Origin of the sequence: Vibrio sp. 10N.261.52.C2, from assembly GCF_041471425.1 — a bacterium.
Classification (GTDB): Bacteria; Pseudomonadota; Gammaproteobacteria; order Enterobacterales; family Vibrionaceae; genus Vibrio; species Vibrio crassostreae_C.
Map to the genome: position 1 here is coordinate 113,942 of NZ_JBFROH010000035.1, position 26,021 is coordinate 139,962.

The 26,021-nt window shown below is 45.1% G+C and carries 18 protein-coding genes and 1 pseudogene; 14 read left to right on the plus strand and 5 right to left on the minus strand.

All coding sequences use genetic code 11. The features are described from left to right. Positions 1-75 precede the first annotated feature (75 nt). Both AB4307_RS14550 and AB4307_RS14555 read right to left on the minus strand, forming a co-directional pair. On the minus strand, positions 76-2,103 hold the full coding sequence (locus AB4307_RS14550) for a metallophosphoesterase family protein (protein ID WP_372132199.1): 2,028 nt from the start codon (positions 2,101-2,103) through the stop codon (positions 76-78). A 101-nt stretch (positions 2,104-2,204) separates the two neighbouring features. Further along, the gene (locus tag AB4307_RS14555; RefSeq protein WP_102428589.1) at positions 2,205-2,657 is read right to left on the minus strand and encodes a VC1380 family protein; all 453 of its coding nucleotides are present in this window, start codon (positions 2,655-2,657) and stop codon (positions 2,205-2,207) included. An 81-nt stretch (positions 2,658-2,738) separates the two neighbouring features. Between AB4307_RS14555 and AB4307_RS14560 the strand changes: the two genes are divergently transcribed. The 3 genes from AB4307_RS14560 to AB4307_RS14570 all read left to right on the plus strand — a co-directional run bounded on the left by AB4307_RS14560 (position 2,739) and on the right by AB4307_RS14570 (position 8,947). After that, complete coding sequence (locus AB4307_RS14560; RefSeq protein WP_372132202.1) at positions 2,739-4,067, plus strand: MipA/OmpV family protein; 1,329 nt, start codon at positions 2,739-2,741, stop codon at positions 4,065-4,067. Between the two features lie 198 nt (positions 4,068-4,265). Next, positions 4,266-8,309, plus strand: a complete 4,044-nt coding sequence (hrpA, locus tag AB4307_RS14565; RefSeq protein ID WP_372132205.1) for an ATP-dependent RNA helicase HrpA — start codon at positions 4,266-4,268, stop codon at positions 8,307-8,309. A gap of 143 nt (positions 8,310-8,452) precedes the next feature. Next, entirely contained in the window at positions 8,453-8,947 is a 495-nt protein-coding gene (locus AB4307_RS14570; protein ID WP_372132208.1) for an outer membrane beta-barrel protein, read from the plus strand. A gap of 153 nt (positions 8,948-9,100) precedes the next feature. Here AB4307_RS14570 and AB4307_RS14575 read toward each other — a convergent pair whose 3' ends face one another. Next, positions 9,101-9,868 (minus strand): hypothetical protein, encoded by a 768-nt coding sequence (locus tag AB4307_RS14575; protein ID WP_372132225.1) that lies wholly within the window; start codon positions 9,866-9,868, stop codon positions 9,101-9,103. Continuing rightward, the gene (locus AB4307_RS14580; protein ID WP_372132210.1) at positions 9,789-10,586 is read right to left on the minus strand and encodes a hypothetical protein; all 798 of its coding nucleotides are present in this window, start codon (positions 10,584-10,586) and stop codon (positions 9,789-9,791) included. The genes AB4307_RS14575 and AB4307_RS14580 overlap by 80 nt, the downstream gene beginning before the upstream one ends. Positions 10,587-11,131: 545 nt before the next feature. Between AB4307_RS14580 and AB4307_RS14585 the strand changes: the two genes are divergently transcribed. From AB4307_RS14585 to AB4307_RS14635, 11 genes and pseudogenes are all read left to right on the plus strand, one after another. Beyond that, complete coding sequence (locus tag AB4307_RS14585; protein WP_004741595.1) at positions 11,132-11,917, plus strand: TetR/AcrR family transcriptional regulator; 786 nt, start codon at positions 11,132-11,134, stop codon at positions 11,915-11,917. Between the two features lie 171 nt (positions 11,918-12,088). Next, entirely contained in the window at positions 12,089-14,551 is a 2,463-nt protein-coding gene (locus AB4307_RS14590) for an efflux RND transporter permease subunit (protein WP_372132212.1), read from the plus strand. A gap of 44 nt (positions 14,552-14,595) precedes the next feature. Beyond that, complete coding sequence (locus AB4307_RS14595) at positions 14,596-15,402, plus strand: outer membrane lipoprotein-sorting protein (protein WP_017060448.1); 807 nt, start codon at positions 14,596-14,598, stop codon at positions 15,400-15,402. Positions 15,403-15,411: 9 nt separating this feature from the next. Next, complete coding sequence (locus AB4307_RS14600; protein ID WP_372132215.1) at positions 15,412-16,644, plus strand: hypothetical protein; 1,233 nt, start codon at positions 15,412-15,414, stop codon at positions 16,642-16,644. A gap of 203 nt (positions 16,645-16,847) precedes the next feature. Continuing rightward, positions 16,848-17,957, plus strand: coding sequence for a GGDEF domain-containing protein (locus AB4307_RS14605; protein ID WP_029235308.1), 1,110 nt, complete (start codon positions 16,848-16,850; stop codon positions 17,955-17,957). Positions 17,958-18,175: 218 nt separating this feature from the next. Further along, positions 18,176-19,159, plus strand: coding sequence for a phenylalanine--tRNA ligase subunit alpha (pheS, locus tag AB4307_RS14610; protein WP_004734764.1), 984 nt, complete (start codon positions 18,176-18,178; stop codon positions 19,157-19,159). An 18-nt stretch (positions 19,160-19,177) separates the two neighbouring features. Then, complete coding sequence (pheT, locus tag AB4307_RS14615; protein WP_372132217.1) at positions 19,178-21,565, plus strand: phenylalanine--tRNA ligase subunit beta; 2,388 nt, start codon at positions 19,178-19,180, stop codon at positions 21,563-21,565. 402 nt (positions 21,566-21,967) lie between these two features. Then, positions 21,968-23,170, plus strand: a complete 1,203-nt coding sequence (locus AB4307_RS14620; protein WP_372132220.1) for an N-acetyltransferase DgcN family protein — start codon at positions 21,968-21,970, stop codon at positions 23,168-23,170. Beyond that, positions 23,167-24,292: pseudogene (locus AB4307_RS14625) on the plus strand (alanine/ornithine racemase family PLP-dependent enzyme). Before AB4307_RS14620 ends, AB4307_RS14625 begins: the two are co-directional and overlap by 4 nt. Further along, complete coding sequence (gene gspS2, locus AB4307_RS14630; protein WP_016788065.1) at positions 24,249-24,614, plus strand: type II secretion system pilot lipoprotein GspS-beta; 366 nt, start codon at positions 24,249-24,251, stop codon at positions 24,612-24,614. Before AB4307_RS14625 ends, gspS2 begins: the two are co-directional and overlap by 44 nt. Next, entirely contained in the window at positions 24,615-24,845 is a 231-nt protein-coding gene (locus AB4307_RS14635; protein ID WP_004735670.1) for a hypothetical protein, read from the plus strand. Positions 24,846-25,009: 164 nt separating this feature from the next. Here the strand turns inward: AB4307_RS14635 and AB4307_RS14640 are convergent, their stop codons facing one another. Next, positions 25,010-25,606: a tyrosine-type recombinase/integrase gene (locus AB4307_RS14640; RefSeq protein WP_372129975.1), complete on the minus strand. Its 597-nt coding sequence runs from the start codon at positions 25,604-25,606 to the stop codon at positions 25,010-25,012. Positions 25,607-26,021 lie beyond the last annotated feature (415 nt).

Genomic DNA, 26,021 nt, shown 5'->3' on the forward strand with positions numbered 1-26,021 from the left:
GTCTACAGAGTGTGATCGCAAGCGTCTTTACTAAAAACTGACATTACGGATACGCGAGCGATAAGGAGCATTTTATCAATCGGGCTCTGGGAAACGGGTAATTTTACCGTCGCCACTGAGTGTCGTGATCGATTGCGGTTTCCCATCAGTGTCTAGCCTCAATTCTCCAATCGCACTGCGGTTTGAAAGGCGATAGAAGGTCTGATTGTCAGGGCTTCGCTTTTCGATCTTCAAGCGTTTACGCTTAGTGAAGTAGTTCAAAACTGAGCGAGGGCTGTATAACAGGCGGTCCCATACATCGCAGAATTTAAGCAGCGGAGCAGGGAACTGATTTTTAATACCACTGCAGGTGATTTGATAGATGTTCGGGCTGTTGCGACGATACCTAAGCTTGATGTCATAAGCGAAGGAGTAGTGAACATCGCCAGAAAGTACCACGAAGTTGGTCGGTGTTTTGGTATGGGTAAAGATGCTAATCAGCGTATTAGCACTGCCCGGATGTGCCATCCAGTTTTCAGCGTCAATCACTAATGGCTTGCCGATTGTGGTCGCCATCTTTTGCAGTGTTTCAATAAACTTCACGCCAAACATCGGTGCAGCAGAAACGATCACCACTTTATCTTGATTCATTAACTGATGTTGAAACTCAATCAAGGCTTCCCAGTCCATTAAACCTGAAGGCTTGTTCATGCGTGACTCTGAACGCCAACGACGCGTACGAGTATCCAACACAATGACTTTGGGTGAGGTATCTATTGTGTAATGCCACTCTTCAAAGCGACTCAGCATCTCAATAAAGGCTTGATGCTTGTCTGGCTCGATGTTGCCAATAGAGTGAGTAGTCGCTGCATTGCCGGCTTCATTATGAGTTTGTTTACTAATGCGCGGTTGTTTAGTAATGAGCGGTTGAGCGACAAAAAGCTGTTTTGCTTGCTCGATAAACGTTTCATCGAAGCTCTCCGGTTTGTTACCCCAACCTTGACACATCCAGTAAGCCGCAAGGCCGTTACCAATGACTTGGGTCGCGAACTGGTTTTGGTCGACGGCATGCTCCCAACCCACGGTAAGGTTCCAATCATCCGTCACATCGTGATCATCGAAGATCATGTACGTTGGAATATGCGCGAACAGACGTTGCACTTGCGGTAAGCCAGCAATGAAATCATCCATGATGGCGCTTTCATCACGCCATTGTTGCTGCTCAGTCGGTGTTAATTGGCGTCCACCTTGAGTGAAGTTATTCTCAATTAAACGCTCTCGATTGACGCATAGCCACAGTGTCGGAGACCAAACCAATAAGTACATCGCGATAAACTCAGACAGCGTGACCAAGTGGTTTTCACAATCGGTAGAGCTAAAAATCGGCACGCCACGGTTCGGGAATAACTTATCGAGCATGGATTCTGAAGCTGTGTGGTGCGGCAAATAGTGATGACGCTGGTATAAGTGGTATTCACTGTTATACAGAGCGTCACTGTTGTTGATTTGTTTAATTTGCGAGTCAGTCGGTAAGCTTTCGCCTACAAGGCCAAGCAGGTGAATCACTTGTTGAATAGCATCAAGTGTTGGGCCTGCCACATGGTCGGCGTAGATCTGATCGCCGCTCATCATCAGCATGTCGGGTCTTTCAGCGACGGTTTGATCGGCCATCTTGTTATCGGCTGCAACTAGGCTGTCTTTGCTTGGATGATGCGGGTTGCGGCAAGAGCCATGAAGAATGTAATCAGCTGAGGTCGATATCTTAAACTCAACGCGAGATTTACCGTTGTAAACAAGGTGAGGGGCGAGCTCTTTTAGTGAACCTGACTCTGTGTGAATGTCATATTCAAGCAGCGTATTAGTCGGAAACTCACCTTGTAAGCGAATTAGCGTTATCCACGCATGTGTACCGATTTGAATCGAATCATGTTCTTCAAGCGATGAGGTATAAAACGGCTGGTCTTGTGCTGCTTCAGAATCGTCTATTTCTTGAGTATGAAGCTCGGCTCTGCCTGTAAGAGGCGAGCTGGTGGCTAACCAAAGTACTACTTCAGTCGCGGTGGTTTTTCTTAAAATGGGTCCGGCGAGTAACAGGGGAAGAGATGATGTCGTAGAGGGTTTCAATACGGTACCTAAAATCGTTGGTGGCTAGTCGTCGTGGTGTTCTTTTGTTTCGAGCTTGTTCGTGTCTGGCTTTGTGGTTCCAAGCGTTGATGCTTCAAATTCTACTGAGTCAGATTCTGTTGATTATGCTCTGCAATCTCAGGCTCTGTCGTTTCAGATTCTGTTGATTCAAGAACTTCGATAACTTCTGAGCTAGAAAGTTCATGGCCCATTAGAAATATTGCCAATAGGGCATCGGCTTTGGTCTTGGTATCGGAAGGCTCGTCTAATAACAGTTCGAGCTTTTCTCGAATCATAGCAATCTCGTGCTCAACAAAGCCACGGCCTTCTTCATCCCCTTGATTGTCTTCAGGGGCATTATCGAATTCAAGAAATAGCATGTCACCGTCTAGGTTGGTATCCACCAAACGCTCAGGCAACCACGCCTCACCCATAACAATATCTGGATCGGAATCTTTGGGTAAGTGATCTATAATGTTTTGTAATTCGGAGACTTTCACAATACTTTCATTTAACCGAGAATATTCTACATTGTAACGGTCAATGCCGAGCAAACCTAAAAATAGTTAGCCGTCATGGTTAATAAATGTCTAATCAGTAAAACAATATTTTTTTCAAAGAGTAATTACACAAGAATGAAGCTCAAATATTTACCGACTCTTCCTTCATCTGGATTGGTTTTACTAGGTAGCGCTTTCCTAAGTGGCATTTTCGTAAGTGCTAATGCGTGGGCCGCTGAAGAGCAAGAGTGGGGCATCGCTGCAATGTTCCGTACAGCAAGCATCCCTTATGACACGTCTGGTGGCGACCAATCGGTTAGCTCATTCGTACCGATGCTGTTTTTCAAGAACGATTATGTGTTTATTGACGGTACTGAGATGGGGGCATACCTCTATCAAACTGACGATGAGAAGTGGTCTTTCAATGCTATCTCTCGCATGCGCTTTATTGATATTCCTGCATCTGAGCAGAACGCGATTGAAGGCGATACGGCGGACTTTGGTGCTCAACTGACCTACCTACTTGATGATTCTTGGTCTGTCGAGACGGAGTTAATGAGCGACAGTGAATACAACTTCCACGGTAACTTACGAGCTAAAGCCAAGTATGAAACTGGAGATTGGGAGTTTTACCCGAGCGCGACGCTGCGTTATAAAAGTGCTGATTTCAACAGTGAGTATTACTCCGCATCTAATGAAACCATTGGTGCTGGTGTTGACTTAAATGTTGGTGTTGAAACGCGTTACCATGTGGTTTCTAACTTGTACTTATTGGGTTCAACCAGTGTGACTCGATTGGACGATAATGCTTACGATTCTTCGATTGTTGAAGACCGTTATCAGGGGGAATTGTACCTTGGCTTTGGTTTCTTTAACGACAAAGAGAAAGCGCCAAAACCTAAACTGAGCAATGCGCCGTACTTACGTGTCGCACACGGCTGGGGAACGCCATCCAATATTGGCGACATCATGAAGTTCAATCGAGAGAAAGACGAATACAACAACCAGTTGACCTCGTTCTTCTATGGACACCCGTTAACCGATGAGATCTTCGGTTTGCCACTGGATATCTATTTAACCCCAGGTATTGCGCACCACTGGAGTTCAGACGTTCAATCGAGCAGCACCGAATACATTATCGCAATCAAGGCTTACTACACCTTTGATTGGCCAACTCAGTGGCGTGTTGGTGTGGCAGAAGGTATGTCTTACATCGATTCGATTACCTATATCGAAGGCTCTGAGATGGACCGTAAAGGTTACACCGCAAGCCATCTATTGAACTACTTAGACTTCTCATTCGATGTCAACGTTGGCGACTTGATTGGTAAGAATGACTTGAACAACTTATGGTTCGGTTATTCATTGCATCATCGTTCTGCGATCTTTGAAAAATCCTCTCAGTATGGTCGTATCAAAGGCGGCAGTAACTACAACACGGTCTACTTCCAATATGAGTTTTAAGCGCAGTTTTTAACGTTAGCTTTAAACCAGAGTTGACTAAGTACGAATTACATTTGACCGCGCTTTCATAGCTCCTGCGAGTGTTAGCGAGATTAATCAGCCTGATAGCTAAAGGTTTTCCCTTTGCTGTCAGGCTTTTTTGTTTGAGACTTGTGATATAATCGCGCGAGTTTAATAAGTACAAGAATAGGACACGCTTTGACTTCGTCTCCGGAAAAAGCAGATAACAACAAGAATGCAGCACAGCCAAGTTCTTCACAGAGCAAAGCGAAACCAAACCAAGCTGCATCGAAAAAATCTGCTGAACAATCAGCGAAAAACAACAAATCATCTCAGAATAGCCCAGCCTCTCTTCGTAAAGCGCTCAACGAATGTATGATGCGCGATCGCTTCCGTTTGAATAAGCGAATTGCTGGTGCGAGTAAAATTAAGAACGAACAAGCTAAGCACGCTGTCTTTGATGAGATTGCGTTAGACATTGCTAAGTCGATGATGACGGCAACTCAGCGTGCGGCACAGAAACCAACGATTGAATACCCAGAAATTCTACCGGTTAGCCAAAAGCGCGAAGACATCGCGAAAGCCATCGCTGAAAACCAAGTGGTTATCGTGGCGGGTGAAACGGGTTCGGGTAAAACCACTCAGCTACCAAAAATCTGTTCTGAGCTTGGCCGCGGCCGCTTTGGCTTAATTGGTCACACTCAGCCCCGTCGTCTTGCGGCGCGTTCGGTTGCGAACCGTATTGCTGAAGAGATGGAAACACAGCTGGGTGAGTTCGTTGGTTATAAGGTTCGATTCAACGACCAAATTTCTGACAATACCCAAATCAAACTGATGACCGACGGTATTCTACTGGCGGAGATTCAACACGACCGTTTCTTAAATCAGTACGACACCATCATTATCGATGAAGCGCACGAACGTAGCCTGAACATCGATTTCATCATGGGTTACCTGAAAGAGTTACTGCCAAAGCGTCCTGATCTGAAAGTGATCATCACGTCGGCAACCATCGATCCAGAGCGTTTCTCTAAGCACTTTAACAATGCACCGATCATTGAAGTGTCTGGTCGTACTTACCCAGTTGATACGCGTTACCGCCCATTAGGTGGTGATGAAAGTGATTCAGACCGCGACCAAATCGAAGGCATCTTTGAAGCCGTTGATGAGCTGTGTGATGAAGGCCTTGGCGATATCTTGATCTTCATGAACGGTGAGCGAGAAATTCGTGATACCGCAGATGCATTAAGTAAACGCAACCTTCGTGATACCGAAATTGTCCCGCTTTACGCGCGTCTATCGGCGGGTGAGCAGAACCGTATCTTCCAGTCTCATACTGGTCGACGCATCGTTCTGGCAACCAACGTGGCAGAAACCTCGTTAACCGTTCCGGGCATCAAGTATGTTATCGACCCGGGTACGGCGCGTATTAGCCGCTACAGCTACCGAACTAAAGTACAACGCCTACCGATTGAACCAGTATCTCAAGCGAGTGCTAACCAGCGTAAAGGTCGTTGTGGTCGTGTTGCGGAAGGTATCTGTATTCGTCTGTACTCAGAGGAAGATTTCGAATCACGCCCAGAGTTTACTGACCCAGAAATCCTTCGTACTAACCTAGCGTCTGTAATTCTTCAGATGACAGCGCTTGGTCTAGGCGACATTCAAGCGTTCCCATTTGTTGAAGCGCCCGATAAGCGCAACATTCAAGACGGTGTAAGGCTGCTTGAAGAGCTTGGTGCGATCGCCACCGTTGAACCGTCAGCGAACAAAAACAAGAACCACGGCGACGACAAGAAGAAGCTAACCGCGATTGGTCGTAAGCTGGCAAAACTGCCTATCGATCCACGTTTAGCGCGTATGGTAATTGAAGCGCCACGTAACCGATGCCTACACGAAGTGATGGTGATCGCGTCTGCGTTGTCGATTCAAGATCCGCGTGAGCGTCCATCAGATAAGCAACAATCGTCTGATGACAAGCACAAGCGTTTCTTCGATAAAGAGTCTGACTTCATCACGTTTGTGAACTTATGGGATTACATCAAGCAGCAGCAAAAAGCATTGTCGAGTAACCAGTTCCGCAAACAGTGTAAGCAAGATTACCTCAACTATTTACGTATCCGTGAATGGCAAGATGTGTACTTCCAAATTCACCAAGCAATGCGTGAACTGGATACTAAGTTGAATACAGAACCGGGCAGCTACGATGGCATTCACATGTCACTGCTATCAGGTCTGCTTTCGCACATCGGTATGAAAGACCAAGAGAAGAATGAGTATCAAGGTGCACGTAATGCACGCTTCCATATCTTCCCTGCGTCTGGCTTATTTAAGAAACAGCCTAAGTGGATCATGTCTGCGGAGCTGGTAGAAACCTCAAAACTTTGGGGGCGCGTTATCGCGAAGATTCAACCGGAATGGATTGAACCGCTAGCGAAACACCTGATTAAACGTAGTTACAGCGAACCACATTGGTCGAAGAAGCAAGCGGCAGTAATGGCACACGAAAAAGTGATGCTTTACGGAATCCCAATCATTCCAAAACGCTTAGTTAACTACGGTGCGATTGATGCCACTGTCAGCCGTGAATTGTTTGTACGCAGTGCATTGGTTGAAGGTGAGTGGGAAACCAAACATACGTTCTTCAAACAGAACCGCAAGCTCCTGCAAGAAGTGGAAGAGCTTGAGCATAAATCGCGTCGTCGTGACATCTTGATCGACGATGATGAACTGTTCGATTTCTATGACCAGCGTGTTGGTGAAGAGGCGGTTTCTGGCCGTCACTTTGATACATGGTGGAAGAAGACCAGTCAGAAAACCCCTGAGCTGCTTAACTTTGAAAAATCGATGCTGTTCCGCGGTGATGCTAGCCACGTTACCGATCTGGATTACCCGAACTTCTGGCACCAAAACGGTATCAAGCTCAAGCTGAGTTACCAATTTGAGCCGGGCGACGATAACGATGGTGTAACGGTACACATTCCGCTGCCTATCTTGAACCAGATCGACCAGAACGGTTTTGATTGGCAGATCCCGGGTCTACGTCAAGAGCTAGTAATTAGCTTGATTAAGTCGTTACCTAAAACGCTACGCCGTAACTTTGTACCTGCGCCAAACTATGCCGATGCATTCTTGGCACGTGTGACACCGCTTGAAGCACCGTTACTGGATTCTCTTGAGAAAGAGCTACGCCGCATGACGGGTGTGGAAGTGGTACGTGATGACTGGAAGTTAGACCAGATCCCTGAGCACTTAAAGGTAACATTCCGCGCTGTAGATCATCGCAAGCGTAAGCTGAAAGAACAGAAAGATCTGCATGAGTTGAAAGAGAGCCTGAAAGACAAGGTTCAAGAAACGCTTTCTAAAGTGGCAGACGACGATATCGAGCAGCAGAACCTGCACACGTGGAGCTTTGGTGAATTACCAAAAGTCTACCAACAGAAACGTGGTGGCTACGATGTTAAAGCCTTCCCTGCGCTGGTGGATACCAAAGACAGCGTAGAGATCAAACTGTTCGAAACCGAGCAAGAGCAAATCTCGGCAATGAAATCGGGTCAGCGTCGTTTAATCTTGTTGAACGTGCCATCACCGATCAAATACTTGCACTCGAACCTGCCGAACAAATCGAAACTTGGCTTGTACTTCAACCCATACGGACAGGTACTCGATCTTATCGATGACTGTATCGCTTGTGGTATTGATAAGCTGATTGAAGAGAAGGGCGGTTTGGTTTGGGAACCAGAGCAGTTTGAAGCTCTGAAAGAACACGTACGTGCAGAGCTGGGTGATACCGTAGTAGAGATTGCTCAACAGGTTGAAACCATCCTAACCACGGCATTCAGCATCAGTAAAAAGCTGAAAGGACGCGTGGATCTTTCTATGGCATTCGCACTTTCTGACATAAAAGCTCAAGTAGAAGGTTTGATTTTTAAGGGTTTTGCCACAGAATGTGGGTGGAAACGCTTGCCGGATATTCTACGCTATATGAGAGCGATTGAACGCCGCATGGAAAAACTGCCAATTGACCCGAACAAAGATCGTCTTCACATGATCAAAGTTGAGTCAGTAATGAATGATTACAAAGAACTGCTGAATAAAATTCCAAAAGGGATCGCGGTTCCAGAAAATGTAAAAGAGGTGCGTTGGATGATAGAAGAGCTTCGTGTAAGCTTCTTCGCACAGCAGCTCGGTACGCCTTACCCAGTATCAGATAAGCGTGTTAAAAACGCGATTGATGCTTGCTAAAGGAATAAAGCTAGACGCAATGGCAAGGTTTGGGTATAAATCTTGCTTATTGCATTACTAATTGAATAGTTATTACATACAGGGCGACTTGGTGGCAATTTATTACCACTCAAGGCCTGCCACTAGGACGAAAAAGGTCGAATATGAAAAAAACGTTATTGGCACTAGCACTACTAGGTGCATCTTCAACAGCAATGGCTGATTCTTGGTTGTACGGCGGTGTAATGGGTGGTCAAAACTCATTCGCTGGTGAAGATGAAAACGCGGTGGGCATCCACGTAGGTACAGGTATCCTTCCACTAATCGGTGTTGAAGCGGGTTACTGGGATCTAGGTTCTTTCGACAACGTTAGCTACGGCAACCGTGCTAAACAAGGTGTTGACGTAAGCACTGCTTACCTAGCGATCAAACCAAGCATCGACTTCGGTCCTCTTCACGTATACGCGAAGGGTGGTCTTCACTCATACGAAGTGAAAGGCGATAACTTCAAGCAAGACGACGTTGATATCATGTACGCTGTAGGCGCTGAATACTTCATCTTCGGTCCACTATCTGTAGGCGCTAGCTACCAAAACTTCAAAATGAAAGATGATGACTCTGGCGTTTTCTCTCTAAACGCAACTATTCACCTACTGTAATCAATCAGTAAAACGATCGTAAATAACGGTCGGATAGTCGTTAAAGAGTTCGTTAGAATTCATAAAAAATGCCAGCTTGATAGCTGGCATTTTTGTATCTGTTAACCGGGTAATTGCAACTCTGTTTTCTTCTAACAGATAGTAAGCGGATGGTTATTTTTTACTGTTGAGAATACGCTGAATTCTTGGGTTAATCGCTTTACCGTGTTTACTTTCGTACTCTTCGCGTTTTAAATCGTTCAGGTTCTTTACAGAGTTAGCGGCAAGCAGGAATTCTGGTAACTCAGTTTCAAGCATGCCTTTCTCATCTAAACGTTTCGCTTCCAAGTAATACTTCTTGAACAGGCCATCGAGTTTGTTTTCAGCCGTGCGCTTTAAATCGTACAGTTTATTCTGGATTAACCATTGCTCAATCTTATTATCTGCAGAGCGTGACAACACTCGAATACGGCTATCCAACAACTCTTCTTCAGTCAAAGAATCTTTCAGGATCCAAAGCTCACCCATTTGCGGCGGCCAACTGTTGCCAAGTTGAATACGTTCATGACAGTGCATTAGCACGCGGTTAAGGCCGTCTGAATCGACTGAGTTGGCAAACTCAATGAACTTACCGCTTGGCTCACTACCGTACTGATATTCCCACTGCGTTTCGTACACGCTCAAGAAAGAGCCGAACACGTGAATACACCAATCGGTTAGTTCCAGCTCTGCAGGATCTTGATCAACAACAGGTACTTGTTGAGACGCACCAGAATCCGCAGCTTGTGCAGCCGCTACATTAACTTCAGTGCTTTTTGCTTCAATTATTTCAGATCGTGCAGGAACGTCAGATACAACAGGCTCAGAAGGTTGGCTTTTTGCCTTTTTGAATGAGCTGCTGCCTGAAGCGTTCAGATGGGCTAAGCTTTTGTCTATACCCATTTCCTTGAGCTTGTCCTGCATTTCCTGAATATTGAGCGGTCTTCTGCTGTTGTTGTCTTTCATTTTGCTTCTCGTTAACTAGCCAGTACTGCAGCTTGGATTCAATCCGAGATAATGGCATTAATTCATTGGCTTTGGCTTTATACCAGAGGACAAATTTCTTCCATACTAAACTATGGTCACCGGTCAAACCGGAGAATTTAAACGCACGTTCTGCCCATGATGGTATCTCTTCTTCGTTGAGATCATGAGTAGAGACGGTGTTGCTGTTCATTGAGCCTCGACCTTGTGGGCGAGGGGCCTGCTGCATGTGTTGCATTGGTGCCGGAGCAGGCTGAAACTTAGGTGCAGGTGCAGGTGCAGGTGCAGGTGCAGGTGCAGGTGCAGGTGCCGTAGAGTAGACCGGAATACTATTGGTCGGTTGAACCTCAACGTGCGCCGCAGTTTGCTCTTGCTCAATGAGCATTTTGAAAACGTGAATCTCTTTTTTATCCCGATAATCTACTTTTACCTTATCGAGAAAACCTTGGTCGACTAAACACTTAAGACAGTCGGCTAAACCAAACGTAGAGAGAGCACAAAGTTGACCTGCTGTTTGTAGGCACACATTGGTGTAGCCGAATTCGTCAGCACCGTCTGCAAGCATCAATAAAACCAGCTTTTCTGCAGGGCTAGAAGTATTCACTTGCCAAGCTAAATAAGAATATTTGGCGCTCAATATCGTGTTCTCAAAAAAGGTAAGTCGTTGTCACTATTGTAAGTCACCCCTTACCGAATTTATAGCAACTTAACAGAAAACGGCATTAGTAAGCCAAATATTGACCATAAGGAGACGTCTGCCCCATAAAGTAAGCCTACAGTCATTCATTCTTGTGGTTTAAGCTAGGAATCATTGGGCATGAATACGCATAGCAGCTTAAAGTGCCTACATTCTTTGTTAGGTTAAGAATGCCCAATTCGCGTCCACATTCTGTTGGTCACAATACAGGTCTTTTTTTAAAGTCTTCTCTTTAGGTCAACTATTGATGATTTTCTTAGCTATATCCCATTTATTCTCTTTCCATTCACAAAATGTATTTAATTTACAAAACCCCTTGATATGATCAATACTTGCGCTATTATGACGATAAGTCAGAAATGACGAAGCGTCACAAAATGGTTAACTACATGAATTTACTATTCGTGTTAATATATTGGATAGGAGTGTTTTAAATACTGGCGAAGCTTAGATAACGGCTAAGCTCATATACGGACTAAAAAATTATGTTTGGCTTTGGTTGTAAAGGCGATAAACAAGGTATCTTTGGTTGCAAAGGCGTGTTGTCTAAAAAGCAGCAGTCTATTGCAGACCGAGAAGTAGAGTTGATGTTGTTAGCAAAAGATCTGGTTCGAGAACAAGGGTTCGGAAACCTCACGATGGACAAGCTAACGGCAGCGAGCTCTTATTCTAAAGGTACGATATACAATCACTTTTGCAGCAAAGAAGACGTCGTTTTAGCGTTATGTATTCACTCTCTCAAGACAGAAGCAATGATGTTTGCTCGCTCTGGAGAGTTTGAAGGCAACACACGTGAAAAGATCGTCGCATTGCACGTTGCTTACCGAATCTATGCTCGCATGGAACCGGTACTATCAACCTGTGCGATCATGGCTAAAAGCCCGTGGGTACTAGAGAAAGCGTCTAGTGCACGCGTCGCCGAGATGAATGAACTGGAAGAGTTGGTGATTGAACAATGCGACTCTATGGTTAACCAAGCGGTAGAAGCGGGTGACCTAAAGTTCTCTTCTGGCGTTGGCTCAGATGCCATCGTTTTTGCTAACTGGTCAATCGCATTTGGTTCAAATGCTTTGTCACAGAATGCATCAAACAGTCATTGTATTAAGCGGTTACAAGACCCGTATTCAGTATTACACAACGCGAACATGATTCTAGACGGCCTCAATTGGCAGCCCCTTTCTAGTGACTGGGATTACCGCAAAACTTGGCGTCGTGTAGAACAAGAACTGTTCAGTGAAGAGATCGCTTACTTAGAGTCTGTAGGTCGATAGCTTCCGTTAAGCCCACACATGTGGGTTTATTAATAACCATTTTTGACGATTCGTCACAAACTTGAGGCTGACCGACTGTGGTTGCTGTTTTCTTGAGTGTTTGACTAAGCATTGTGTCTTTTGTCAGCTTCGGCTGGCTTTTTATGACACAAATATGACGAATCGTCACAAATGGAGACTGTGATGAAACATGACAGCCAGAAGCCCACGTTCGATCAGCAAAACCGAGATAACCCTAATGCCGATAGCGCAAACACAGATCTAAACAGTTGGCACTCAATACCTACCAAGCGTTCGTTTATCGTTCTGCTGGTGGTGTTTTCAATCATCATTCTCTCTGCATTAGGGGCTAAGAACCTCTACTTTAGAGGGGACTACAACATCTTCTTCGAAGGCACCAACAAGCAGTTGATGGCGTTCGATGAAATCCAAACCACCTTTGCAAAAACCGACAACCTTGCGATTGTTGTCGCACCTGAAGATGGCAATGTCTTCACCCCTGAAACTCTCACCCTGATTCAAAATCTCACGGTTGATGCGTGGCAGATCCCGTATTCAAGCCGTGTCGATTCCCTTGCTAATTATCAGCACACCGAAGCCATTGAAGATGATCTTTTGGTAGAAGACTTACTGTATGAAGAGTACGAACACACACCAGAACGCATCGCCAAAGTAAAACAGATCGCCCTTAACGAGCCGTTGCTTAAGAATGCCTTGGTGTCGGCCTCTGGCGATGTGACGATTGTGAACGTCACCGTGCAACTGCCAGAAGTGGACAAAACCGCAGAAGTGCAAGAGGTGATTGCAGCAATCAATACCATGATCGGCAAGTACCAAGCTCAGTATCCTAATGTCGAATTCCATAAAGCGGGCATCATAGCCATGAACAACGCGTTTATGACTTCGGCTCAAGAAGACAGCTCAACGCTCGTTCCCTTAATGCTGTTGGTGGTACTGGTGTTCCTGACCTTTATGCTGCGCTCGTTCTTTAGTGTGGTGGCGACGCTCATTGTGATCATCTCTTCGATTGTTGCCACCATGGGATTGTCTGGTTGGGCAGGGATGTTCTTGAGTACCGCAACCGTGAATGTGCCAACCTTGGTTTTAACTTTGGCGGTGGCTGATTGTGTTCACGTGATTGTGACCATGAGACAAGCGATGCAGCGCGGTATGGAGAAAGCACAAGCCATTCAATACAGCATCAAGCTCAATGCGATGCCGATTCTGATCACCTCGGTGACCACTGCGATTGGTTTCCTGATGATGAACATGTCGGACTCACCAGTGCTGCGTGATTTCGGTAACTTATCGGCACTGGGTGTACTTATTGCGTGCTTCTTGTCTGTGACTATGTTGCCAGCGTTGCTAAAACTGCTGCCAGTCAAACGTCTACCTGCCAACCCTAAGGCGGCAGACAAAGTCACCTTCATGGATAAGCTGGGCGATTTTGTCGTAACTAACCGTAAAGCACTGCTGCCGATTTCTACGCTAGTGATTGTTGGCGCTGCCGCGTTAATTCCGCTCAACAAAGTCAACGATGAATCGGTGAAGTATTTCGATACCTCAAGTGAATTCAGACAAGCGGCTGACTTCATGGAAGAGACCGTAAGCGGCATGACAACCCTCAGTATCGCAGTGAAAACTAACGAGTCTCAAGCGATTGCTGATCCTGTGTTCTTGCAAGCAATTGGTGACTTTACTAAGTGGCTACGCGTTCAACCAGAAACTGACCATGTGGCAACGCTTTCTGATGTTTATATGCGTTTGAACAAGAATATGCATGCCGACGACGACAGCTACTACAAGCTACCGCTGAACCGTGAACTTGCCGCGCAATATCTGCTGCTTTACGAAATGTCTCTGCCGTACGGCTTGGACTTGAACAACCAGATTAACGTCGATAAATCATCGATCAAAATGGTACTCACCGTCGATAACCTTGGCAGCGTTGAGCTAGTCGAACTCGAAGAGCGCATTTACTCATGGTTTGCAGCCAATGCACCGCAATATGAAGTGGTGGCTTCGAGCCCGTCACTGATGTTTGCTCATATTGGCGAAACCAACATGGCGAGCATGCTATCAACTTTGCCTATCACCCTAGTGCTTATCTCTGGCTTGATGATCTTTGCATTGCGCTCGGTTCGCTTAGGCATGATCAGCCTAGTGCCCAACATTGCGCCTGCGATCATTGGCTTTGGTTTATGGGCGCTTATCTCAGGTGAAATCAACCTCGGTTTGTCAGTCGTGGTCACGCTCACGTTGGGTATCGTGGTTGATGATGCGGTGCACTTCTTGAGTAAATACCAGCGCGCAAGAATCGAAGGGAAATCAGCAGAAGAAGCGGTTCGATACGCTTTCCACACCGTAGGTCGCGCTTTGTGGATCACCACTGTTGTGCTAGTGGCCGGTTTCTCTGTACTGGCGATGTCGAGCTTCAGACTCAACTCCGACATGGGCTTACTCAGCGCGATTGTGATTTTCATTGCGCTGGTGGTCGATTTCATCTTGCTACCAAGCTTACTGATGATCTTCGACAAACAGGCCCACTATTCAGCTAAAACTCAGCACGAATCAAAGCCAGATACCAAGTCGCAGCCTAGATCGACAGCCGAACTGACTACTTCGACCAAATAAGGAAACGTCGGCCTGCTGCGGTGGGCTGACTCAAGGAGATATTTATGAAAAGCGTTAAACAAACATTCGCTACTACATTACTTACTGTTAGCTCGTTGGCACTGAGCACATTCGCCGCTTTCCCAGCGTTAGCAGACCCTGCGAAAGGCTTAGAAATTGCCGAGCAACGTAAAGCGGTCGATGTCGGGTGGGGCGATTCTGTCGCAACCATGGAAATGCTACTTCGCAACAAACAGGGCGAAAGCAGTACACGTCTGATGCGATTGAAATCTTTGGAAGTCGATGACGATGGCGACAAAGGCTTAACCATTTTTGATGAACCACGCGACGTAAAAGGCACGGCTTTCCTAAACCATTCGCACATCACCAAATCCGATGACCAGTGGTTGTATCTTCCTGCACTCAAGCGTGTAAAACGCATCTCTTCACGCAACAAATCTGGCCCGTTTATGGGCAGTGAATTTGCGTATGAGGACTTAAGCTCGTTTGAACTTGAAAAGTACACCTTCAACTACATTGAAGACGCGAAACTGGAAGGCGTAGACACCTTTGTTTTAGAGCAAGTACCGACCGATAAAAACTCAGGCTACACCATGCAAAAGGTATGGCTAGACCAACAGCACTACCGCCCAATGAAAGTCGAGTTTTACGACCGCAAAGGCGCACTGCTTAAAACTCTATCGTTCCAAGATTACAAACAGTACCTAAACCAATACTGGCGCGCACACACCATGGCGATGCAAAACCATCAAACAGGCAAAAGCACCGTATTAACCACGACAGATTTAGTGTTCCAGACCGGTCTTAAAGACAAGGATTTCCAAAAGAACACACTAAAACGTGCGAAATAAGGCAGGAATATGAAAAGGATTGTGGCAACAGGAACCCAATTATCCTTAACTTTGGCAGCGACCGTCGGGCTTATGCAGGTGTCGTTGCCATGTGTGGCGGCAGGCTTTAGCTCTGAATTCGTAGAACAGATCACCCCGGAGCTCGCAGGGCAGTTTAACCTTGAACATAGGCAGTTCTTTAGCGACGGTTTACAAGGGCAAGACAAAGGACAAAGCTCACTGGTGTTGCAGCCAGAGTTTTACTGGGAGCAACAAGAGGGCAACGGCAGCATTACCTTCACCCCGTTTTATCGCCTAGACAGTGAAGACGATGAACGAACTCATGGTGATATTCGCGAAGCCTTGTATTTAACCTATTGGGATGATTACGAACTGCGAGCGGGTGTTGGAAAGGTATTTTGGGGCGTAACCGAATCGGCGCATTTAGTGGATGTGGTAAACCAGACCGATGCCATTGAATCGGTCGATGGCGAATCCAAGTTAGGTCAGCCTATGGTGCACTTCACCTCGATAAAAGAGTGGGGCACCATAGACGCCATGTTACTGCCGTATTTTCGTGAGCGTACCTTCGCAGGCGAAGACGGTCGATTAAGGCCAACCGTGCCAGTATCGGACGATGCGCTTTACGAATCTTCACGAGAAGAAAAACACGTTGATGTGGCATTGCGTTACAGCCAAATGTACGGTGATTGGGATGTCGGTTTAAGCTACTTAGGCGGCACAAACCGCGACCCTTATTACCGTGTGGAAGGCAATCAACTCAAGCCATACTACGCCCAAATGCAACACTTCGGATTGGATGTTCAAGGCATTATCGGTGACTGGTTATGGAAGCTGGAAAGCATTTATCGCGACAGCTACGACAACCATACCGGCGTGGCGACAGGCTTTGAATACACTTGGGTAGGGGCGCTTGAATCGTACTGGGACATCGGCTTCATCGCTGAATACCTGTATGACAGCCGAGGCAACAATGCCCAAACCATCGGCCAAAATGATGTGTTCCTTGGGGCACGTTTCGCTTTGAACGATGAAGACGGCACCGAAGTGCTTACTGGTATCACTCAAGACTTAGATAACAGTGATGTCTACAGTGCCAAGCTAGAGGCATCGAGCCGTATTAACAACAATCTCAAGTGGCGACTGAATGCTTGGTTGTTCGAGAACGAAACCCCAGAGGACTTGTTGTTCTTCGCACGCAAGGATGACTTTGTTGAGATGGCGTTGGAATATTATTTCTAATGTTAGCTTCGTGGGGCGTTCCTGTTGGGGGGGACGTCTCAAATTTAAGATGAGCCATATTTAGAATGTTCAAAGTCGTCTTTTTATAAAGTGGATCAAACAATCGAATAAACCTACAGGTAAAATGGTTATATTTTTTTCAGTATCTATAACCTCCGAGTATGCATGTGAAGCATGCTGGTGGTATCGGCCTTAAGGGATTTATGAATTCATTTAATTGGGATAAAAACTTTGAAACAGGCATTGGTGTTGTAGATGAACAGCATCAATATCTTGTTGGTATTATCAACCACTACGGAAATCTGTTGTCAGAGAACACTATCTCTATCGACGACATAAACGTCGCTTTACTCGATCTCACATGCTATGCCGAATTTCACTTTAAAGAAGAAGAATCTTTGATGAGAGATTGCGGTGTGTATGAGCGACACATTGAAGAGCATATCAAAGTGCATCGTGTATTTATGCAAGATATCTACAGTATGCAAGCTTTCATCATGGAAGAAGATCAGTCGTCAGCACGGCAGTTACTTGATTTATTGATCCACTGGCTTGCTTACCACATCCTCGGCATCGACCAAAACATGGCGCGACAAATGACCGCGATAGAAGAGGGCGCGACACCTCTGCAAGCCTTTGAAGCGGAAGAAAAGCAGCAAGATTCTGCGACTGTCCCGCTGTTGGCTGCGCTTAACGGCCTGTTTGAACAAGTCTCTGAACGAAACAAACAGTTGTTACGCTTCAACCAGTTACTCGAAGATAAAGTTGAGGAACGTACGGCAGAATTAAAACGAGCGAATAAGAGACTTGAAGAACTGTCATTAACCGACTCTCTTACTAATTTGCATAACCGTCGTAGTGCTTTTAAACAGTTAGCGCTGCATTGGCAAGACTCCAAAGAACTGGGCATGCCTTTAGTGTGTATTATGATTGATGCCGACCACTTCAAGCGCATTAATGACACCAGCGGCCATGATGCAGGCGACTTGGTGCTACAAACCCTCTCGCGTGAACTGAAAAACACGTTCCGTAATGATGATATTGTTTGCCGGTTAGGTGGCGATGAGTTCTTGGTTATTTGCCCAAACACCGACCTTAAAGGTGGGATGTACATCGCGGAAACCGCTCGACAGAAAGTGTCTGAATTAGAGGTTGAAACCAGTCATCAAGTTTGGATTGGCAGTATTAGTGTCGGTGTCGCTGAAATGACCCAAGAATTCGAAACCATGAACGAATTGATTAAAGCGGCGGATGAGTCCGTCTATTTAGCAAAAAACGCAGGGAAGAACAGCGTTTGTTCTATTCAGATCTAGCCTTCAGGTCATTTCCAAATTAAGAAGTGGAACCTGTAATTGTTCCACTTCTTCCTACTCCTCATTAATATCCTGTTAAATTTGCCGTGTTTTTAGGCAATAACTTGTTCTTTTAGCGATTCAATTTGGCATTGGTTGCGTGTTTGATTACTATGTGTAGCTATCTAAAAAAACTAATCATCCGATACGGACACTACCAACTGGTAGATGAGGAAATGATGCAACATCTAGAAGAGATCATTGCTAATGCAACGACTGCTATTGATACAGCAGATTCGTTAGTCGCACTTGATGAAGTGCGAGTTCAGTATTTAGGTAAGAAGGGTGAACTAACTCTTCAACTACAAAGCCTAGGTAAACTTCCACCTGAAGAGCGTCGCACTGCTGGTCAAGAGATCAACAAAGCGAAAGGTGCTGTTCAACAAGCGATCGCAGCTCGCAAAGACGCACTACAACGTGCAGAGCTTGAAGCGAAACTAGCTGAAGAAACTATCGATGTGAGCCTACCAGGTCGTCGCATTGAGAACGGTGGTCTTCACCCAGTTACTCGCACTGTTGAGCGTATCGAACAGTTCTTTGGTGAGCTTGGCTTTAGCACTGAGTCTGGCCCTGAGATCGAAGATGCATTCCACAACTTTGATGCACTAAACATCGCAGACGATCACCCAGCTCGTACTGATCACGATACTTTCTTCTTCAACCCTGATCTAATGCTACGTACGCACACTTCTGGTGTTCAAATCCGTACGATGGAAAACGGCAAACCGCCATTCCGCTTCATTGCTCCGGGTCGTGTTTACCGTAACGACTACGATCAAACTCACACGCCAATGTTCCACCAAGTGGAAGGTATGTTAGTTGATGAGAACGTAAACTTCGCACAACTTAAAGGCATTCTTAACGATTTCCTTTGTAACTTCTTTGAAGAAGAAGTTGAAGTGCGTTTCCGTCCTTCATTCTTCCCGTTCACAGAGCCTTCAGCTGAAGTTGACGTGAAACGTAAAGATGGCAAATGGCTAGAAGTTCTAGGCTGTGGCATGGTTCACCCTAACGTACTTCGCTCTGTTGGCATCGACCCTGAGAAATACTCTGGTTTTGCATTCGGTATGGGTGTAGAGCGTCTAACGATGCTTCGTTACGGCGTAAATGACCTTCGTGCGTTCTTCGAGAACGACCTTCGTTTCCTTAAACAATTCAAGTAATCCGGGGCAGTCGAAACTATGAAATTCAGTGAATCTTGGCTACGCGAGTGGGTTAAACCTGCAATTAACAGCGAAGAGCTAGCTCACCAAATCACTATGGCTGGTTTGGAAGTTGACGATGTAGAACCTGTTGCTGGTGAATTCACCGGCGTTAAAGTAGGTAAAGTGGTTGAGTGCGGTCAGCACCCAGACGCAGACAAACTACAAGTAACTAAAATTGATATCGGCGAAGAAGAGCTGTTAGACATCGTATGTGGTGCATCTAACTGTCGTCTTGGCCTAACTGTAGCAGTAGCAACAGTTGGCGCAGTACTGCCTGGTAACTTCAAAATCAAGAAAGCAAAACTACGTGGCGTTCCATCGCACGGCATGCTTTGTTCTTTCTCTGAGCTAGGTATCGACGTAGAGTCTGACGGCATCCTTGAGCTACCAGAAGGCACAACGCTAGGCATGGACGTACGTGAGCTTCTTGAGCTTAACGACGTAACTATCGACGTAGACCTAACAGCAAACCGCGCAGACTGCTTCAGCATCCGTGGCCTTGCTCGTGAAGTTGGCGTACTAAACCGCGCAGACGTTACAGAGCCAACAGTTGACGCTGTTGCAACAAGCATTGAAGACACAGTATCTGTTGAAATCAAAGCAACTGATGCTTGTCCACGTTACCTTGGCCGTGTGGTTAAGAACGTAAACGTGAAAGCGGAATCTCCAATCTGGATGCAAGAAAAACTGCGTCGTTGTGGTATCCGTTCAATCGACCCAGTTGTAGACATCACAAACTACGTGATGCTAGAGCAAGGCCAACCAATGCACGCATTTGATCTCGCTAAGATCGAAGGCGGTATCGTGGTTCGTCTAGCAGAGCAGGGCGAAAAGCTAACACTTCTAGATGGCAACGAAGCTGAACTAAACAGCAACACGCTTGTTATCGCTGACCAAAACAAAGCACTAGCAATCGCTGGTATCTTTGGCGGTCAAGATTCAGGTGTTACTACTGAAACGACAGACGTACTTCTTGAAGCAGCATTCTTCGCACCGGATCACATCCGTGGTCGCGCACGTGCTTACGGCCTTCACACTGATTCTTCTCTACGTTTCGAACGTGGTGTTGATTCAACGCTACAAGCAGCAGCTATGGAGCGTGCAACACAGCTTCTAGTTGAAATCTGTGGTGGTGAAGTTGCGCCAGTAAACGGCAGCGAATCTGAAGCCTCACTTCCTAAAGCAAACGTAGTTGCTCTACGTCGCGCTAAGCTAGATAGCCTACTAGGTCACGAAATCCCATCTACAGACGTAGTGGAAATTCTTACTCGCCTAGGTTGTAACGTTGAAACGACAGACGCTGGCTGGACGGCAACGTCTCCATCTTGGCGTTTTGATATCGCAATCGAGCAAGACCTAATTGAAGAAGTAGGTCGTATCTACGGTTACGATAACATTCCAAACCAAGCGCCTAAAGCGGCACTTAAAATGAATGACCACAAAGAAGCTGACCAACCGCTTAAGCGCGTTCGTGACCTTCTTGTAGACCGTGGCTACCACGAAGCAATCACATACAGCTTCGTAGAACCAGAGCAGCAAAAACTTGTTGTACCTGGTGTTGAGCCGCTAATCCTGCCATTCCCAATCTCTGCGGATATGTCAGCAATGCGTCTTGGCCTAATCCAAGGTCTACTAAACACAGTTGTTCACAACCAAAAGCGTCAACAGTCTCGCGTTCGTCTATTCGAATCAGGCCTACGTTTCATCCCTGAAGCAACTGCTGAAAACGGCATGCGCCAAGAAATGATGCTTGCGGGCGTTATCTCTGGTACTCGTGGCGAAGAGCACTGGGACATTGCAACTAACACTGTAGATTTCTTCGATCTTAAAGGTGACCTAGAAGCAGTTCTTGAGCTTTCTGCAAACGAAATCGCATACAGCTTCAAAGCAGCTAAGCACCCAGCACTTCACCCAGGTCAAACTGCGGCTATCGTCGTAGACGGCAAAGAAGTGGGTATCATTGGTACTGTTCACCCAGAACTAGAGCGTAAGTTTGGTCTTAACGGCCGCACTATCGTATTCGAAATCGAATGGGCAGCTATCAACACTCGCGTGCTTCCAGAAGCAGTAGCCGTATCTAAGTTCCCTGCAAACCGTCGTGATATCGCAGTAGTTGTTGACGAAGCCGTAGCTTCTGGCGACATCGTAGAAGCGTGTATCGCTGCTGGTGGCGAATTCCTAACAGGCGCTAAACTGTTCGACGTATACGTTGGTCAAGGCGTTGAAGAAGGTAAGAAGAGCCTAGCAATCGCACTTAGCCTACAGTCTGTAGAGCGCACACTTGAAGATGCAGACATCGCTGGTTCAGTAGATGCTATCGTAGCTTCAATCTCAGAGAAATTCGGCGCAGCACTTCGCGACTAATCTCTTCTGATAGATAGAAAACCAAAGGCCTCGCAATTGCGAGGCCTTTTTTGTTTTGGAGATGGATGCGGATACTAACTCATTATTGGGCATAAACGCGTTATACTCAAAACTCTAATTCACTTAACTGATATTAGAAAAAGTATCTTGAAACCGTAAAGCTGCGAGTTTGATACGGCGACGTTGAACAATGAGTATTAGCTATCTAATCAATTACGCTAGTATGGGCGAAGTCTGAAAGTAATAGACTCAGAAAGCGTATTAATAATAACCAACAAAAGTCTGGTGAGTGTGTTACCTTGGTTGTTATCCCTACCGCTTAGTAGGGACTTCTTTTCTTTTCCGAACTCGCAACTCGGCACTCCTTAGTCGCCCTCCTAAGCCATACTGCAGGCTTTAATTATGTCCATCTCAACCGAAAAGTTAAGAAATATATTCAGACTCTCTAGAATTGAAAATGTAGATACCAACAACGTCCCCCATATAGCTCCTTGGTTACCACTTGCTCAGGAAGTAAAACCAGTCATCCCTTCTGCGATTATATATTGCGAAGGTAATTTTGGTAAAATTGATGGTAAAACCGCTAATGGATTAGTGAGACATTCGTTAAGCTATCGTATTCTATCAGTTATTGATAGTGAGTCTGCTGGCTTAGATGCTGGTGAAGTTCTTGATAACAAAGCCAATGGAATACCTATCCTTGCTAATGCTGAAGAAGCTATCATTCACGCAGAAAGCATTCCTGATTACTTCATTTTTGGCATTGCGCCATCAAGTGGCTTTTTATCTGACTTAGATAAAAGCATCATTTTAAATGCCATGTCACTAGGAATGAACATCGTAAATGGCTTACATGAATTCCTAACCGATGATCCTCTATTTTTAGAAGCCAGCTTAAAGAATAACGTTCGAATATTCGATACTCGCAAACCCAAAAATAAAGGCGAACTGAAAACGTTTAGCGGGAAAATACACAACGTTAAATGCCCGAGAATTGCTGTAATGGGGACGGATTGCGCGCTAGGAAAACGAACAACAGCAACAATATTGGCGAATGAACTGACTAAAAAAGGCCTTAACGTCGTTCTGATTGCCACTGGTCAAACAGGCATTATGCAGGGCGCACAATACTGCGTTGCACTCGATGCTGTTCCTTCACAATTTTGTGCCGGTGAGTTGGAATCTGTCATTGTACAGGCCTATGAAAAAGAAAATCCGGATCTGATTATTATTGAAGGGCAAGGAGCCTTGAGTCACCCTGCGTTTTCAACCAGCGCTTTTATCTTACGTGGCAGTTGTCCAACGGGTGTGATACTGCAACATGCCCCTAAACGTTTATATCGTAGTGATTTTCCTGATTGCCCAATGCCTTCGATTGCCTCAGAAATCAATCTTATCGAAACGTTTTCTAATACCAATGTTATTGGACTAACACTGAATCATGAAGATATGTCGTTGGATGAAACACGTTGTGCGATAGACACTTACACTACCGAATTTGGTTTACCGGTTACTGATGTCTTGTCACAGCCTGTTGAACATCTACTGCACATCGTAACGTCAGCCTTTCCTATAATAGCAAGTAAACTGGCCGAAAAAGGGTGAACTACCCTAGGTTAGACATCGATTGTGGGAAAGTTCATCATAACGCTCAGTTCCTGATTTCTCAGCTCTCACTGAAAAATATATCCGTTACGCCTGTAACAAAAGCCTTCCTCGGCCACCCTATCATCGCACAAGTTCTTATTGATGCTGGCGCAACAATGTTAGCCGATTCAAGAATCGAAAATCTTCAAAAGATGACTGAATCTGGCATTGCTACCCCTAAAATGCTGATACGTACACCCATGCTCAGTCAAGTGGCGAGCGTAATAAAATACAGTGATATGAGTTTAAACTCTGAAGTTGAAGTGATTCAGAGGCTTTCACATGCAGCGGAACAACAAAATTGCTGTCACGGTATCATTATTATGGTTGAGCTTGGCGATCTCAGAGAAGGTGTGATGCCAAATCGCGTGATTGATTTTATCCGAGAGATTATTTCTTTACCAAACATCACGATAAAAGGAATTGGTACGAATTTAGCCTGTCGGTATGGTGTCGCTCCAGATGATCAAAATATGAATATTCTTTCTGATCTTGCCGATGGAATTGAAGCTAAATTTGGGATCAATCTAGAAATTATTTCAGGGGGTAATTCTGCTTCAGTTAACTGGGCTCTTCAGAGAACAGGCTTAACTCGAGTCAATCACCTTCGTATAGGAGAAGCCATTTTTTTAGGCTGTGAGCCTTTAGAGCTCGAAAATATCAAAGGCTTACATACGGATGCGGTTTCTTTGACCGCTGAAGTGATTGAATCCAAGACTAAACCGACTTTGCCTTGGGGGAGTCGGGGGTTAAATGCTTTTGGTGAAAAAGAAAGCCTTCAAGATAGAGGGGAGGTCTCACAAGCTATTCTAGCATTAGGCCGCCAAGATGTTTGTGTCAGCGGGCTTAAGGCTCCGAATGGGATTAAGATCATGTCTTCAACCAGTGATCATCTTGTCCTTGAATCCTCACAGAAACCACTATTTGTAGGGGAAAAAGTCACATTCAGTTTAGATTACAGTGCGCTCTTATCTTCTATATCTTCACGTTATATCCATAAATATTTTAAGGCACCTGAAGGGAGAAGGAGCGCATAATGCTACGAACAACTGTAATTCTCTTCGTCAGTGTCATGCTTAACGGTTGTCAGATAAGCCCAATAAAATCTAATGGACTTGCCGATTATAGAGCGACAGTTATTTCAAGCCAACTTCCACAAGAGTTAGGCTCAATCACACTCGTAAATGCACAGTCAGAGGGCGATAGTGTCACTCTTGTTTTCGTAAAAAAGAAAACTTTGAATATGGACCGCTTAGTAGAAAAAGTCGCCGTTAGTTTTTGTGACAACATCGAAATAAGACCACTATTAGAGAGTGGGATCTCTTATCGAATCATTACCTTAGGAAAAAATGAGAAAGTAGAAAGCCTTAACGTCATTTCTCTAGCTAAGTGCTCTAATTGAATGCTTAGCAGTCGAATGGATAAAAGCCAATACGAGTTGTTCAATGTACTCAATGACACTATTTTATTGAGGTTTGACCGCCTTACGCCTTGGGAAAAAAACTTTATCACAGAGTTACACCATAAGGTCGTAACTAGACAACTCATTTCAATTAAACAAAAACAGCTTGCTTTAAAAATTTCAATGAAAGCCTATAAATCAAAGAAGAAAAACGCGCGTTCCAACGTTTAATTTAAGCTTGTGTATACCTAATCTGTTCAAGGTCCTCTAAACCTTGGACAGATTAGTAGTATTTGCACTTAACGTATTGAAAATAATCAAGTGTAGCGGTGAATGGGTAACAACTTTCAGCGTAATAGCAATTGAAACACCTAAGTATTTAGGTTCCTTTTCGATTAACACTCAGTACCTTCTGAAAGCAACAATGCATCTTCTAATTCAACCCCAAGATAGCGGATTGTATTATCTACCTTGGTATGACCAAGTAGTAGCTGCACCGCTCGGATATCTTTCGTTTTTGCGTAGACTAACGTCGCTTTTGTTCGCCTCATCGAGTGAGTGCCATACAAGTTAGGATCCAACCCCAGATTAGAAGCCCATCTCCTCACTAAGTATCGATAGTACGAATAGCTAATCGGTTGTTGCTTTCGCCTTTGGCTTGGGAAAATAAAATTGCTGTCATGTAGCGAAGCCATCAAAATCCATTTCATTAGACTCTGTTGAGTTCTTGTCGTTATCTCAAATTGAACTTCAATATCTGTTTTGCGCTGGATATGCTTAATGCGGTTAAATATCCTATCTTGCGAAGATACATCGCAAACTCTGAGAACGAGCAAATCACTTGCTCTAAGTTTGCTATCAATAGCTAAGTTGAGCAACGCAAGCTGCATCAAATTATTTTCAATTTCTAATCTGGTTCTGATCCGCCAAATTTCCTCAAGCCGAAAAGGCTTTTTGACGCCACTTCGTTTCGTTTTGTTGAAAACTACCATGATGACCTCCTTTTTAATTTGGTCATCACGATTGTAGTTGGAAGGAAATGGACAAAAGTTTGCAGTGATTATCCTAAATTAGCTTTTCACGAATTACCTGACGTATTGCAAAACCTCTAATCTGCGGGCCAAAATCAATCATCCACTACACTTCAATCACTCTGGTACGAGGCTATAGAACATGGCTTGCAGCGAGATTGTGGAGACTCAAGTTCGTTACAAGCTTTTAAAGATGTCGATAAACGGTTTGTCTATTACGGTGAACTATCAAACACATTGTTGAACGAAGCCGCTACGCGGCAGAGTAAAACGAGTGCAAACCATACTCTTGTAACACCATCACCCTGATGGTCGTTCACAGGAGTAACCCCATGAAACCCGATGACTTAAAACGCTACAACACCCTTTATGAACA

Coding starts and splice junctions, on each gene's coding strand:
- AB4307_RS14560 (WP_372132202.1), top strand. CDS start 2,739: ATGAAGCTCAAATATTTACCGACTCTTCCTTCATCTGGATTGGTTTTA.
- AB4307_RS14570 (WP_372132208.1), top strand. CDS start 8,453: ATGAAAAAAACGTTATTGGCACTAGCACTACTAGGTGCATCTTCAACA.
- AB4307_RS14575 (WP_372132225.1), bottom strand. CDS start 9,868: ATGGGTATAGACAAAAGCTTAGCCCATCTGAACGCTTCAGGCAGCAGC.
- AB4307_RS14585 (WP_004741595.1), top strand. CDS start 11,132: ATGTTTGGCTTTGGTTGTAAAGGCGATAAACAAGGTATCTTTGGTTGC.
- AB4307_RS14590 (WP_372132212.1), top strand. CDS start 12,089: ATGGAGACTGTGATGAAACATGACAGCCAGAAGCCCACGTTCGATCAG.
- AB4307_RS14595 (WP_017060448.1), top strand. CDS start 14,596: ATGAAAAGCGTTAAACAAACATTCGCTACTACATTACTTACTGTTAGC.
- AB4307_RS14600 (WP_372132215.1), top strand. CDS start 15,412: ATGAAAAGGATTGTGGCAACAGGAACCCAATTATCCTTAACTTTGGCA.
- AB4307_RS14605 (WP_029235308.1), top strand. CDS start 16,848: ATGAATTCATTTAATTGGGATAAAAACTTTGAAACAGGCATTGGTGTT.
- pheS (WP_004734764.1), top strand. CDS start 18,176: ATGCAACATCTAGAAGAGATCATTGCTAATGCAACGACTGCTATTGAT.
- pheT (WP_372132217.1), top strand. CDS start 19,178: ATGAAATTCAGTGAATCTTGGCTACGCGAGTGGGTTAAACCTGCAATT.
- AB4307_RS14620 (WP_372132220.1), top strand. CDS start 21,968: ATGTCCATCTCAACCGAAAAGTTAAGAAATATATTCAGACTCTCTAGA.
- gspS2 (WP_016788065.1), top strand. CDS start 24,249: ATGCTACGAACAACTGTAATTCTCTTCGTCAGTGTCATGCTTAACGGT.
- AB4307_RS14635 (WP_004735670.1), top strand. CDS start 24,615: ATGCTTAGCAGTCGAATGGATAAAAGCCAATACGAGTTGTTCAATGTA.
- AB4307_RS14640 (WP_372129975.1), bottom strand. CDS start 25,606: ATGGTAGTTTTCAACAAAACGAAACGAAGTGGCGTCAAAAAGCCTTTT.